This window comes from Veillonella sp. CAG:933 (assembly GCF_000431435.1).
Lineage (GTDB): Bacteria > Bacillota > Negativicutes > Veillonellales > Veillonellaceae > Veillonella_A.
In genome coordinates, this window is record NZ_HF986260.1 from 1 (window position 1) to 14,011 (window position 14,011).

Genomic DNA, 14,011 nt, shown 5'->3' on the forward strand with positions numbered 1-14,011 from the left:
AAACCACCCGTTCTACGGGTGGTTATGATTTACAGTCTTAACTGAAGTGAATCAATGATGTAATGACAAGGAAAAATTTTGTATAAAGTGTGTAAAGATTATGTAATATTCTTGAAATACTCTTTCAGTTTCGGTAAGATTAAGGTAACATATTGTTTTAGACGAAAGGTAGAATTATGAAGCGTGTTTCATTTATAGATTTGGGATCCAACTCCGTGCGTTTTGTTATTATTGAAATTAACGAAAACGGTAGTTATCAGCTGATTTATCAGCAGAAGGAGAGCATTCGACTCAGTGAGAATATGTGGGAGAAAAATAAACTCACTGAAGAAGCTATGGAACGTGCCATTATGACACTTAAGGCATTTGCACATATGGCAGAAGCCATGGATAGTCTTGAAATATATGCCGTAGCCACGGCTGCCGTACGCTTAGCCAAAAACGGAAACGAATTCCTTACGTTGGTTAAGGAGCGTACCGGTATTGATCTGGAATGTATTGATGGCACCGAAGAAGCCTATTTGGGATTTTTAGGGGTAGTGAATACCATTGGCCTTCGAGACTTCATCCTCTTTGACCTTGGGGGCGCCAGCATTGAAGTAACACTCGTTAAAGACAGAGCTGTAAAACACAGCGTAAGTTTGCCTATGGGGGCACTTACTTTAACGGGCAAATTCCAAAGCGGCGACGAAATGTCTGAAAAAGAGCGTAAAAACTTAATCAGCCATATTCAAGATGTACTTAGCAAGGAGAAATGGCTGAAGGATAAACAGCTACCGCTTGTTGGGATTGGCGGTACAGTGCGTAATTTGGCCAAAATTGACCAAAGAGCGCATAATTATCCGATTGAAAAACTGCATAATTATGAATTATCCTTTGAACGCTTAGATGCGATTTATGAAGATGTATGTACCCGTACATTGGAACAGCGCCGTAAGATTTCCGGCCTTTCCTTTGAACGTGCCGATATTATCGTTGCCGGAACAGCTTTGATTCGCGAACTTATGTTGTTCGTTGATGCCAATACGATTCGTGTCAGTGGTTGCGGTTTGCGTGACGGCTTATTTTATCGTTACTACGGCCGAAATTATATGAATGAAGACGGCATCGTAGATGATATTCTGCTTCATTCCGCTGAAAATGTATTACTCAACATGGTACAAGGCGATTTGATTCATGCCAAGTACATTACGAACTTAGCAAAGATGCTCTATGATCAATGGGACAAGGTATATCAATGGGGGCCGCGCATGCGTGAATTATTGCAAGTATCCTCGTTGCTCCATGATATCGGTAAGACCATTAACTATTACGGTCACGCCCGTCACAGTGCCTATCTGATTGTTAACAGCAGTTTATACGGGTTATCTCATAAAGAGCAGGCCATTTGTGCCTTTGTGGCAGCCAATTCTCATGGGACTAACAGTAAATTTATTAAGGCCTCGCCGTATGGCCATTTATTGACGGCGGACGATCGCGCTATGATAGCACAAGTTTCTTTAGTATTAGCTTTAGCGGAAGCAATTGACGAAAGCCATGAACAATCGGCTGTATTGGTTAATACTGAATTTACTGATAAAACAATTAATGTGACCGTTTGGAAAAAGCCGGGCGGCAACACATCCATTGCGGAGGTGGTCATTGGTAAGCTGATTAAGCAGTGTAAGAAGGACTTTAGAAAGAATTTAATTGTAGAGTGGCGCGAAGCCTTATAAGGAGGAAATAATGGCATTATCGAAGCCGCCCCTTTATGGAGCCATCCATTTGGGAGCCAGCAGTATGAGTATTACCATCGTAGAATACACCACTATCGATGAAGTGAAAATAATCGACTATGCTTCGCGTGATGTAAACTTCGGGGAAGAATTGTTCCACAGCAAACGATTATCCTTCCAAACAATCGAAGAAATTTGTCGCCTGCTAAAAGGTTATAAACGAATGCTCGATGAATACGGAGTTACGGATTATACCGTGTATGCTACGGCTGTCGTTCGTGAAGCTGAAAACCGTCGCAGTATTATGGACCAGATTTTCGTGCAGACCGGCTTCAAAGTAGAAGTCGTGGACATGCCTAAAGAAATTTATTATAAATACTTCGGATTGTACTATCATATGATGAAACAAGGGCTTACTAAGACTAAAGATGCAGCCTTATTTATCGATATTACATCCGGCGGCGTAGGGCTTACGGTGTGGCAAAAGGGTACCTTGGTATTCCAAGAAAACGTGCATTTAGGTACATTGCGCGTTATGGAATCCTTTAACCGTAATCAGCGTTCATCTTTATCCTTCCCGGCAGCGGTAGGTGAATATTTGCACAGTATGTTGCAACCGTTAGAGGAAGAAGTACGTCGTTTTAACGTTAAATATTTCGTGTTATCCGGCGATGAACCTCGTGAAATAGCAAATTTGATGGGTTTTGAAACGCATGGTCAGGAAACTATGTCTTTATTGCCTCAGCAATTTGAAGACTTTGTTGACACCTTCCATGGCGTTACCGCGACCAAGCTCGTTAACCGCTATGGTATTCCGGAATATCGTGCTAATATCCTCATGCCGACTATTGTATTGTATTCGGAATTGTTAAAAATGGTACGACCGCAAAGCCTGTTAATCAGCCCTTACGGTTTTGCCGAGGGTGTAATTGTATACAAGGGCGCGGAACTTGAAAATAATCACTTCCTTGAAGTAATGCGCGAACAAAACTTGCAACTGGCTCGTGCTATTGCGCGCAGCTATCAGGTTGATGAAACCCATATTGCTCAGGTTGAGCGTTTTGCGGTACAGCTTTGTCGTCATTTAGTGGATTTCGGCATTAACGAACGCATGATCTTTGTACTTCGCACGGCGATTATTTTATCGGAAGTGGGAAAATTCGTGAGTCTCCGTAATCACAGTGAACATGCGTATCGCATCATTATGGGGACTGACCTTTTCGGTTTGTCGGATCGTGAAAAAGAAGTGGTAGCCAATGTGGTATTTTATCATTACAAGGGCAAACCCGATGATGATGATGAAAACTTCCGTTATTTAAAAGAAGTCCAAAAGATATGGGTATCAAAATTCGTGGCCGTATTACGTTGTATGCGTGCCTTGGATGTAAGTCATAAATTGAAAGTGTCGAAGCTGGCTATTGAACGCAATGATAAACGCATCGTGGTTAAAGCAACGACGAAGCAAGACTTGTCCTTGGAAAAATGGACCTTTGAACGAGAAGCAGAATACTTTAGTGAAGTTTTTGGTTTGGAAATGGTCTTACGCATAGGAGGTAAATAAGGCATGTTTGAAAACTATAAATATTACTTTAACCGTGAATTATCATGGTTAAAATTTAATCAACGCGTCCTTCAAGAAGCGATAGACAATACGAATCCATTGATGGAAAAATTGCGTTTTATTGCGATTACCAGTTCCAACTTAGACGAATTTTTTATGATTCGTGTAGCCGGTTTGCGCCATCAGGAAGAAAACGGCATCGTTAAATACGATGCGGCTCACATGGATGCACGTGCACAATTGCGTGCTATTGATGAGTCCGCTAAGCGTTTGGTGCGTGTTCAATACACTTATTTGAACCATGTTATGGAAATGCTTGGCAAAGAAGGTTTGCACTTTGTAAAACCGGAAGATTTGAACGAGGAACAGTTGGAATGGCTACGCATTCACTTTGAACGGGTGGTATATCCGGTAGTAACACCGCTTGCCATCGACTCGGGCCATCCATTCCCATTCTTGGCCAATAAAACAATGAATACGGTAGTTCAAATTAAACGTTCTGTTGTGGAAACCGAAGAGGATAAAGAAACAAAGAACGCCATTTTACCAATTCCGTCGGTACTCGATCGTATCGTAGAAGTGCCTGCTAAAGACGGCCAGCGTTATTTCATCTACTTAGAAGATATCATCAACTTCTATGCAGAGCAGTTCTTTGTGGGTTATGACATTTTAAATACCATGACATTCCGTGTAACCCGTGATGCGGATCTTGAAATTGACGAAGAAGAAGCACAAGATTTACTTCTAGAAATGGAAGAGTCCTTACGTCGCCGCCGCCGTGGTGCTACGGTTCGTTTGGAAGTAGCCGGTGAACCGGATGACGAATTATTGCACTTCATTTTAACCAGCTTGCAGTTAAAACCGAAAGATGCATTTATCGTACAAGGTCCGCTCGATTTATGTACATACTTTGGTTTCTGCGACATGGAAGGCTATGATTACTTGCGCTATGCACCATTTGAGTCTTGTGAGCCCGCCGATCTTGTAGGTCATGAAGAAGAAAATATTTTTGACCTCATTCGCCGTCACGACTTATTCGTGCACCATCCGTTTGAAACCTTTAAAACCGTTGAAGACTTCGTAGCCCAAGCAGCCAATGATCCGCAGGTATTGGCTATTAAACAGACCTTGTACCGCGTAAGCAGCAACTCGCCGATTATTTCGTCCCTTATTAAAGCGGCGGATAACGGCAAACAGGTAACGGTCCTCATGGAAGTCAAGGCTCGTTTTGATGAAGCCAATAATATTTTAATGGCTCGTCGTTTGGAAAAATCCGGCTGTCACGTAATCTATGGTTTGAAAGGTTTGAAAACTCATTCTAAGATTACCATGGTAGTTCGTCGTGAAGATGATGCCATTCGCCGTTATGTTCACTTGGCAACAGGGAACTATAATGGCAAAACAGCGCGTTTATACACCGACTGCGGTATTTTTACCTGCAATGATGAATACGGTGAAGATGCGTCTGCTTTCTTCAACTTAATTTCCGGCTATTCCGATCCTCCGATTTGGAATAAATTCATCGTAGCACCTCTCAATTTACGCGAAAAAATAATGGAACTCATCGATGAAGAAATCAGCTATGCCGAAAAAGGCGAACCGTCTTATATGATAGCTAAAATGAACTCTTTATTGGACCGCGAAGTAGTGGCTAAACTCTATGAAGCGTCTTCAAAAGGGGTTAAAATCGATTTAATTGTACGTGGTATTTGTACGTTGCGTCCGGGTATTCCGAATGTGAGTGAAAATATCCAGGTTCGCTCTATAATCGGTCGTTTCTTGGAACATCATCGTTTGTTCTACTTCCGTCACGGCGGTAACGACCGCGTATTCTTATCCAGTGCCGACTGGATGCCGCGTAACCTCAATGAACGTGTAGAACTGATGATTCCGATTGAAGATAAAATCCATAAAGAACGCGTTCGCGGTATTTTGGATTTATACCTTCGCGATAATCAAAAAGCCCATGTAATGCGTGCTGATGGCTCTTATCGTAAGCTTGTAAGCAAGACTGACAAAGTTTCGGCTCAAGAAACGTTGATGAAAGAAGCCAAACAGGCGAGTGAACATCCCAAAATGACCGTAGTTGAACGCATGCAACCAATGTTTAAGGAATAAAAAGCCTTATATATGATTTCAGCTAATGTATAAGCCGTTATTAACCTTAAATACGACATAATAAAGATATGTATACGCCTGAAATTAGAGGTGAGGAATTACACGAATCGTTTAATAATAAAGCGCCGATTATAGCGGTTGGTTTTAAAAAACATTTAAACACATTTTTGTGTAATTATCAGAAAATCAAATAATTTTTCTTACTGAAGTATCGACTTGTAATAGAAAGTGATTTCCATTATCAGGTCGATACTTCTTTTTGATTATTAACATTAAAGCTGTGAGCCCTTTATATAAAGGCTTTCAGAGCTGGTAGTGTATTTTCATGCACAATTATTCCTAAAGAGAATAAAATAAAAATGAGGAGATTATAAATAAAATAAATAAATATAATTGTAGCTATTTTGTGTACACTACAAAAGGACATAAACGAAAAATAAAGAAAAATATAAACATGAGAGAAATCTGAAGATGCTGTGTTTATTTATACCGTCCGGCCGTTTTGTTGACGCTCTGTATCTCTTTGTGGTAGAATAGCGCGGTAGGAGGGATTAGATGACAAAATATCTAGTAATGCAAAAGAAGAATATGGCGACCCTCTTGAGACGCCATACGTCACTTTTGCTGTTACTCCTAGCGGTCGTGTTTATGACGATTTCAGGCTTTGCTTGGAATGAGAAATCGGTTACGATTTTAGCTGATGGTCAAGCACAGATTGTTAGGACACACCTCAACTCAGCGGAGGGCATTTTACACGATGCCGGGATTACGCTCGGGCCAAAAGATGCTGTATTATTAAATACGCAGACTTTGCAAAACGGAACTCAATTAACAGTTCTACGAGCATTTCCTGTAAAAGTAACGATTGACGGCGTAGCTAAAGATGTTATGACCGTTCAAACGACAGCCCAGGGTCTAGCTGATGAGTTGGGATATCATGCACCTAATTACGTACCATTGGGAGATAGCAATCAGCACTTACAAGCTGGTAGTGAGGTTGCTATAGCTCATGTAACCGGTCGTTCTGTAAAAACTTACGAACAGCCTGTAGAAGTACAGGTTATTCGTCAGCGAGACGACTCCATGCACATCGGCGAACAGGAAGTTATCCAAGAGGGTACTCCCGGTTTAGTTTCCGTTGAGGAGGAAATCTTGTACCAGGATGGTAAGGGAATCAAAAAGCAAATTATTAGTCAGAATGATATTAAACGGATGGTACCGACAATCATCAAAGAAGGTTCACGAGATGTGGTAGAAACCTCTCGTGGGGTAGTACGCTATCGCGAGGTGCTGACTATGGAAGCGTCAGCGTATTTACCGGGTGATGGTGATGGTCGAGGCATCACGGCTACCGGCATGGTGGCCAGACGAGGCGTTGTAGCAGTGGATCCGAATGTGATTCCATTGGGTACACGTCTTTACATTCCGGGCTATGGCATGGCTATAGCAGCGGATACCGGCGGAGCTATTAGAGGTCACAAAATTGACCTATTAATGGAATCTTATGGTGAGGCGATGGAATTTGGTCGCCGTTCTGTAGAAGTTTATGTTTTACAGTAAAGAAGTTTTTTCAGTACCTAATTTAGGCCTGATAAACTTCATAGTAATTGAATTTTTACAGTAATTAAATATGTAAACTCGTCGTAAGAAGAGGTTGTAACGAAATGCGTTTTGACCCGCATGTTGTTATAGCCTCTTCTTTATTATTTTTGAAAAATTTGGTAAAATTAAGTAGCTATAAAGCCTATTTTATTCACAGTTGATTTTATTCACAGTTGATTGTTTGGCCATTGTGGAAAGGAAATACTTATGTTAAAAGAAGTAATCGTAGTCGAAGGCAAGTCGGATATTCAGCAGATTGCCAAAGCAGTAGAGGCTGATTGTATTGCTACCGAAGGATTTACTTTACGCAAAGGGGTATTGGAGCAAATACAAGTTGCCTATGAAAAAAGAGGAATTATTATTTTTACCGACCCTGACACGGCGGGCGAACGAATTCGTCGTTTCTTGGCCAAAAAATTTCCGGATGCGCAGCATGCATTTATCTCGCGTGACTTAGCAACCGCCAACGATGATATTGGGATTGAACAAGCGCCACCGGAAGCCATTCGTGAAGCGTTAGGAAAATTACACACACAGTCGCTTGAGTCGTCTGAAGAATTTACCATGCAGGACATGGTAGCTCATAACTTAACCGGTTCACCGCGTAGCGCCGATAATCGCGCTATTGCAGGTGCTAAACTGGGCATCGGTTATGGCAACAGCAAGCAGTTTTTATACCGTTTAAATCACTACGGCGTTACCCGTGAGGGCTTTAATGAGGCCATGCGCGACATAATGATTGGCTAGTCAGATGCCTAATTGATATAATAAGCGGCTAGTTGGAGGCTTACTTGACATAATAAGCGGCTAGTCGGGCGTTTACACGATATGATGATAGGTGGGATTGTTAGCGATCGGTAGTGCGAATACAATGAGTTAAAGTACTCTTTTGAAAGGATATATATGTTAGAATCAATTATTGCGAGTCCCGAAGTAGTGCATTACATATGCAAACGCTTTGGCATTCACATGAGTAAAAAGTTGGGACAAAACTTTCTCATCTCCCGCCATGTGGTAGATGATATTGTAAAAGCAGCCCAGCTGGTACCGGGGGAGCCGGTATTGGAAATCGGACCGGGCATCGGTACGCTTACGCAGGGCTTGGCACAGAGTAAAGCGGATGTGACGGCCGTAGAATTGGACCGCCGTTTGTTGGAAGTATTGGATACGACCTTAGCAGGCTATGACAATGTTAATATAATTCATGGCGATATTTTAAAAGTAAATATTCCTGAATTAATGAACCATAAGCCGTTTAAAGTAGTGGCAAATTTACCATATTATATTACGACGCCGATTATTATGTCCCTATTGGAAATGAAACTTCCTATTGAGCGACTCGTCGTAATGGTACAAAAAGAAGTGGCAGAGCGCATGGTGGCCGAACCGGGAACCAAAGCGTATGGTGCACTCTCCGTGGCTGTACAGTACTATACGGAACCGGATATCGTATTCGAAGTGTCGCCTAAATCCTTCTTGCCGCCACCTGAAGTAACCAGTGCGGTTATTCGCTGTCGTTTGCGCAAAGAACCACCGGTACAAGTGGCTGATGAAAAACTCTTATTCCGTGTTATTAAGGCCGCTTTTGCGCAGCGTCGTAAAACATTTAGCAATACTATGAAAACAACCGGTCTCGCTAAAGAACAGATTGCGGCTATTTTAGAAAAAGCCGGCATTGACGGCTTTTTGCGCGGTGAAACCTTTACCTTAGATGACTTTGCCGCTTTGGCTAATGCTTGGCATGAACTCTACGGCAAGGCATAAAATTATTTTTCAAAAATAAATATTGACCGCAACAGCAGGTTATAAAATTAGTTTTCAAAAATAAAGATAAAACATTATAACAGGGTATAAAATTATTTTTCAAAAATAACTATTGCAAATTTAAAAGTATAGGCGTATTATTAGATGTCAGCTGAAATTTGAAATAAAATTCGGCTGGTGTTTAAGGATAAAAGTAAGCTACTATTTTGACTAAAAATAGTAGCTTAGTCTTTTGCAATGAAATAATAAAATAGCAAGCAATAATTAGAAAGTTAGCCTGCATTTTTTTTAATATAAGTTGCAAGAGTAAGCAATAATTAGAAAGTTAACCTGCGTTTTCAAAAATATAAGTTGCAAGAGTTTCATAGGAGTTAAAAGCGTAATGTTACGTTTAACAGGTAAAGTGTTTGGTGTAGTCGCTATTTTAGTTGTGTTTGCGACTTTGGTGTTTTATTTTACCGCACCGGTGTATACACTGCGAGGGATTCCCGTTTTAAACTATCATCAAGTGAATGATGAAAAATTTTCCCCATTGACAATGAAAACTTCGGATTTCAGAAATCAAATGGCATATTTACAAGAGCAAGGTTATCATGCGATTACTATGGAAGAATTATACGGCTATTTGCAGAATAATTTGCCATTGCCAAGTAAACCGGTCGTAATCACATTTGATGACGGCTATGTAGACAACTATACCGAAGCAATGCCGATTTTAAAAGAATACGGCATGAAGGCCACTTTGTTTATGATTGGCGACTCCATTGGCGCTCCCGGATTCTTATCGGCGGAGCAGCTGAAAGAAATGGAAGCAAGCCATATATTTGAAGTTGAATCTCATACCTATTCGCATAAAGATTTGCGCAAGCTCTCCAGCGATGCGGTGGCTGATGAATTTAGCCATTCTAAAACATTATTAGAAACTACACTAGGCCATCCGGTGCAATACATCGCCTATCCGTGCGGCTTTACTAACCCGCAAGTAGACGCTTTGGCTCAGGCAGCAGGCTATCGCTTGGCATTTACCGTTGATACAGGGAATGTAAGAAGCGGTGAAAACCGCTTTAACCTGGACCGCGTACCCGTATTTGAAGGAGACAACCCACTCCTAAGCATGCAACTACGCCTCCACTACGTAGAAATCATCGGCGGCCTGTGGTCACTCCGTGACTTCCTGCTCGCCCATAACCATCCAACCTTGGCATCAATAGTGCCACTTTTCTAAGTAAAAAGAAGGTTCCACACCGGAAGCCTGACTGTTTCACAGTAAAAGGCGTTCCTTGCTTGGAACCTTCTTTTTTTGTGTGAGTCTGACTCAGAGCCTCACCACCTCCACGAAATCATGATGTGAACTGAATTAGAGTGCCACCGGGCGCTGAATAGAGGAGATACGCAGGTGTTTGCTTTCGGGCGGTAAGCCTTAAATTGAGATGTTTACAATAGAAAGTGTCCATGTAAGAGTAGATTGGAGTTTTCTTTTGGCAAAATTGATTTTAAATTGAGATGATATAAAAAATAGAGAGGACCCTTGTAGGAAGTTCTATAGTCTTTTCTTTTGGCAGATAAAAGCTTTGAATTGAGATGATATAAAAGAAATAGAGAGGACTCGTGTAAGAAAAGTTTTACAAGCGAAGCGCAGTCACTTTTCGGCACGAGTCCTCTCTATTTATATTAAGTGTTTTAGATTTTATCTGCCAAAAGCGCAGTCACTTTTCGGCAGGAATCCTCTCTATTTTATTCGCAAATTAATTATTTATTTTGCCAAAAGAAAATATCTAATACATGGACACCTTCTATTTTTAAATAATTATTTTAAGCTTACCGCCCAAGCAAACACTAAATATGCTCATTCAGCGCCGGCGTCTCTAAGAACGTCACATCAGGATTTCGTTCCACAACCCATCCCATTTGCCACTCATTACTTATCAAAATAACGGTTCGCGCCCGATTATCTTTAACAGCCATGGCATTATCAAGACCTTTAAGCTGCTTAATATCCACATCTTCTTTTACCCAACGGGCTACGCTGTAAGGGAGGGAATCAGTAATCGGTTCAACACCGTATTCATTGCGTAAACGATACTGTAATACTTCAAACTGAAGCATACCAACGGCGCCGACGATGAAGGAGTCCATGGAATGAGGCTGTTCAAAAATCTGTACCGCACCTTCCTGGGCCAATTGAGTCATCCCTTTTTGGAATTGTTTACGTTTCATCGTATCTTTCGGGCTGACGCGGGCAAAGAATTCCGGTGGGAACACAGGGAAGTCGCCGAAGGTTACTTTGTGATTAGGAGCACAAAGGGTATCACCTACGCCCATAGTACCGGCATCAAAAACACCGATAATGTCGCCGGGATAGGCTTCGTCGATAATCGTGCGTTCCGTAGCCAAGAACTGTTGCGGCTGCGCCAGGCGAATACTTTTATTCGATTGACGATGCAATACGGACATGCCTTTTTCAAACTTACCGGAGCAAATACGCATGAACACGATGCGATCGTGATGGTTAGGGTTCATATTGGCTTGGATTTTGAAAACAAAGGCGGAGAAGTCTTCGGAAGTGGCTTCTACGGTTTCTTCAATGGCTTGGCGAGGAGTCGGGGAGGGGGCTAAGTCGAGGAATTTTTCTAAAAACGGTTTAACCCCGAAGTTGGTCATAGCGGAACCGAAGAACATTGGCGTTAATTCACCGGCACGAACACGGTCGAAATCGAATTCGTCGCCTGCTACGTCGAGGAGTTCAATATCATCAATCAAGGACTGATGCACTTCTTCGCCCAATAACTCACGAAATGCCGGATCGTCTACCGATTCTTTGGTAGATGCCAATTTTTGTTGACCATGTGTTTCGTCTTTGGCAAAAAGGTCAACCGTGTGAGTTTCTCGGTCGTAAATCCCCTGATATTCTCCGTTGATGCCAACTGGCCAGTTCATAGGAACGGCGCGAATGCCCAAGGAGTTTTCAATTTCTTCCATCAAATCAAAGGGATTACGGCCGAAATGGTCAATTTTGTTGACGAAGGTGAAAATAGGAATACCGCGCTCTTTACATACAGCAAAGAGTTTTTTTGTCTGCGCTTCCACACCTTTCGCTACGTCGATAAGCATGACTGCACTGTCTGCGGCCATTAAGGTACGGTAAGTATCTTCCGAGAAGTCTTGGTGACCGGGGGTGTCCAAGATATTGACGCGGCAGCCGTCATAATCGAATTGAAGCACGGAACTTGTTACCGAGATACCACGTTGTTTTTCGATTTCCATCCAGTCGGATACGGCATATTTTTGAGTTTTACGAGACTTTACGGACCCGGCTAAGTGAATAGCACCACCGTAAAGGAGCAGTTTTTCAGTTAATGTAGTTTTACCGGCATCCGGATGCGAAATGATGGCAAACGTGCGTCGGCGTTTAACTTCTTCTAAGAATGTCATGTTGTCACCTCATACAAATTATCTATCCTTAAAATTATATACTAATGACGGGCGTTTTGTCATTAAATTCATTTTATTAAATTTAAGATAGTCACAGGGATGACGGTTTAGGCGTGGAGCAGGCGTGGGCCATTATCATGGAGTGCATATTTGGTGACTAGAAGCACCATTGGGGCGTATCCGCACCACCGGTATGAGTGGGTTCCTTTTATGAACGCCCGGTTTAGTGTATAATAGAACAGACAAAGGAGGGCCTATGAGATTATTTATTGCCGAAAAGCCCAGTATGGGGCGAGAAATAAGTAAATATTTACCGGAGCAGAAGAATGTGCAAAAGCGCGACGGTTTTATTGTGCAAGGCGATGATGTAGTCACTTGGGCCTTTGGACATGTGTTGGAACAGGCTCAGCCGGGGGACTATAATGAACGCTATAAGCGTTGGAATGCCGCCGATTTGCCCATAGTGCCGGACGAATGGCAATTGCTGGTGACGAAGAGCAGTGCTAAGCAGTTTCAGACTATTAAAAAGCTTATCGAAGATGCGGATACAATTGTTAACGCCGGTGACCCGGATCGCGAAGGACAGCTCCTTATTGATGAGATTTTAGTGTACGTAAATAATAAGAAACCTGTGCAGCGTATTTTGTTGAATGCGCTGGATGAAAAGTCGATTCGCGCAGCTCTCAATGACTTGCGTGATAATAAGGATTTTTATAATTTACAACAATCTGCTTTGGCCAGAGCCCGCGCCGATTGGCTCGTAGGCATGAATTTATCCCGTGCTTATACCTTACAGCAACGCAGGCAGGGGAATAAAGTTACCTTTCCGATTGGCCGTGTAAAAACCCCGACCCTGGCCTTGGTGGTTCGCCGTGAACGGGAATTGGAAAATTTCGTGCCCGTTGATTACTTTACTTTAAAAGTTTTATACAAACATCCGAACGGCAGTTTCTGGGCCACGTGGCAGCCTAAAGACGATCAAATCGGCCTCGACCCGGAAGGGCGTTTAATAAAAAAAGCGGTAGCCGAAGAATTGGCTAAGCGCTTGATGGATGGTAAGACGGGCGTCATTTCCAAACGGGAGAAGACGAAGAAAAAAGAAGCCCAGCGTCTGCCTTTATCGTTGTCGGCATTGCAGGTTGCAGCAGGGAAGGCTTATGGTTATGACCCGCAGCAGGTGCTCGATACGGCGCAGAAATTATATGAAAAGAAATTGACTACTTACCCGCGTTCGGATTGTGATTATTTACCGACAAATCAATTTGAAGATCGCCATGCAATCATACAGAATTTAAGTAAAAACAGCGGCGTTATCGGTGAATGGGCTCAAGGTGCTGATTTAACCATTAAATCACGGGCGTGGAACGATAAGAAAATCACCGCTCACCATGCCGTTATTCCAACGACGGTGGCTTGTAACATGGCTACGTTGCCGGACATGGAGAGAAATATTTATTTTCTCATCGCCCAGTCCTATATTACGCAGTTTTATCCGGAACATGAATACGAGCAAACTCGTTTAACGGTGACCCAATGTGATGAGGAATTTGTCGCTCATGGTCGCGTTATTTTGGTAGTAGGCTGGAAGGCTTTATATCAAAAAGCTAAAAAGGACGATTCAGCAACGGATGACGGCAATGATGGGGATGATTCGGTCGGTGATGAAGAGGCGGATTCGCAGGAAGCAAGTAAAAAACGCAAACAGCCTATTGAAGAGAGTGGTGAACTGCCGAATGTGAAAAAAGGCGATTCTGTTGATGTAGATAGTATGGCTATTGATGCGAAGCAGACCAAACCGCCGAGCCGTTTTACGGCAGCC

The 14,011-nt window shown here is 42.4% G+C and carries 9 protein-coding genes; 8 read left to right on the top strand and 1 reads right to left on the bottom strand.

Going from position 1 to position 14,011, the window contains the following annotated elements; translation table 11 throughout:
• Nucleotides 1-176: 176 nt before the first annotated feature.
• The 7 genes from ppx to QZL64_RS13085 all read left to right on the top strand — a co-directional run bounded on the left by ppx (nt 177) and on the right by QZL64_RS13085 (nt 9,985).
• Nucleotides 177-1,715, top strand: a complete 1,539-nt coding sequence (gene ppx / locus QZL64_RS13055) for an exopolyphosphatase (protein ID WP_021842386.1) — start codon at nt 177-179, stop codon at nt 1,713-1,715.
• A gap of 10 nt (nt 1,716-1,725) precedes the next feature.
• Nucleotides 1,726-3,276, top strand: coding sequence for a Ppx/GppA phosphatase family protein (locus QZL64_RS13060; protein WP_021842387.1), 1,551 nt, complete (start codon nt 1,726-1,728; stop codon nt 3,274-3,276).
• 3 nt (nt 3,277-3,279) lie between these two features.
• Complete coding sequence (locus QZL64_RS13065) at nt 3,280-5,394, top strand: RNA degradosome polyphosphate kinase (protein WP_021842388.1); 2,115 nt, start codon at nt 3,280-3,282, stop codon at nt 5,392-5,394.
• Nucleotides 5,395-5,949: 555 nt separating this feature from the next.
• Complete coding sequence (locus tag QZL64_RS13070; protein ID WP_021842389.1) at nt 5,950-6,954, top strand: 3D domain-containing protein; 1,005 nt, start codon at nt 5,950-5,952, stop codon at nt 6,952-6,954.
• 249 nt (nt 6,955-7,203) lie between these two features.
• Nucleotides 7,204-7,743 (top strand): ribonuclease M5, encoded by a 540-nt coding sequence (gene rnmV / locus QZL64_RS13075; protein WP_021842391.1) that lies wholly within the window; start codon nt 7,204-7,206, stop codon nt 7,741-7,743.
• Nucleotides 7,744-7,899: 156 nt separating this feature from the next.
• Nucleotides 7,900-8,760 (top strand): 16S rRNA (adenine(1518)-N(6)/adenine(1519)-N(6))-dimethyltransferase RsmA, encoded by an 861-nt coding sequence (gene rsmA, locus QZL64_RS13080; RefSeq protein WP_021842392.1) that lies wholly within the window; start codon nt 7,900-7,902, stop codon nt 8,758-8,760.
• 382 nt (nt 8,761-9,142) lie between these two features.
• On the top strand, nt 9,143-9,985 hold the full coding sequence (locus QZL64_RS13085) for a polysaccharide deacetylase family protein (protein ID WP_021842393.1): 843 nt from the start codon (nt 9,143-9,145) through the stop codon (nt 9,983-9,985).
• Nucleotides 9,986-10,596: 611 nt separating this feature from the next.
• Here the strand turns inward: QZL64_RS13085 and QZL64_RS13090 are convergent.
• A complete protein-coding gene (locus QZL64_RS13090) occupies nt 10,597-12,192 on the bottom strand; it encodes a peptide chain release factor 3 (protein WP_021842394.1) in 1,596 nt (531 codons plus the stop codon).
• Nucleotides 12,193-12,448: 256 nt separating this feature from the next.
• Between QZL64_RS13090 and QZL64_RS13095 the strand changes: the two genes are divergently transcribed.
• The coding region (locus QZL64_RS13095) for a DNA topoisomerase (RefSeq protein ID WP_296309708.1) at nt 12,449-14,011 on the top strand (1,563 nt) is incomplete at its 3' end.

What these genes read in the sequence shown, in the direction of transcription:
- ppx (WP_021842386.1), top strand. Translation starts at nt 177, where the DNA reads ATGAAGCGTGTTTCATTTATAGATTTGGGATCCAACTCCGTGCGTTTT.
- QZL64_RS13060 (WP_021842387.1), top strand. Translation starts at nt 1,726, where the DNA reads ATGGCATTATCGAAGCCGCCCCTTTATGGAGCCATCCATTTGGGAGCC.
- QZL64_RS13065 (WP_021842388.1), top strand. Translation starts at nt 3,280, where the DNA reads ATGTTTGAAAACTATAAATATTACTTTAACCGTGAATTATCATGGTTA.
- QZL64_RS13070 (WP_021842389.1), top strand. Translation starts at nt 5,950, where the DNA reads ATGACAAAATATCTAGTAATGCAAAAGAAGAATATGGCGACCCTCTTG.
- rnmV (WP_021842391.1), top strand. Translation starts at nt 7,204, where the DNA reads ATGTTAAAAGAAGTAATCGTAGTCGAAGGCAAGTCGGATATTCAGCAG.
- rsmA (WP_021842392.1), top strand. Translation starts at nt 7,900, where the DNA reads ATGTTAGAATCAATTATTGCGAGTCCCGAAGTAGTGCATTACATATGC.
- QZL64_RS13085 (WP_021842393.1), top strand. Translation starts at nt 9,143, where the DNA reads ATGTTACGTTTAACAGGTAAAGTGTTTGGTGTAGTCGCTATTTTAGTT.
- QZL64_RS13090 (WP_021842394.1), bottom strand. Translation starts at nt 12,192, where the DNA reads ATGACATTCTTAGAAGAAGTTAAACGCCGACGCACGTTTGCCATCATT.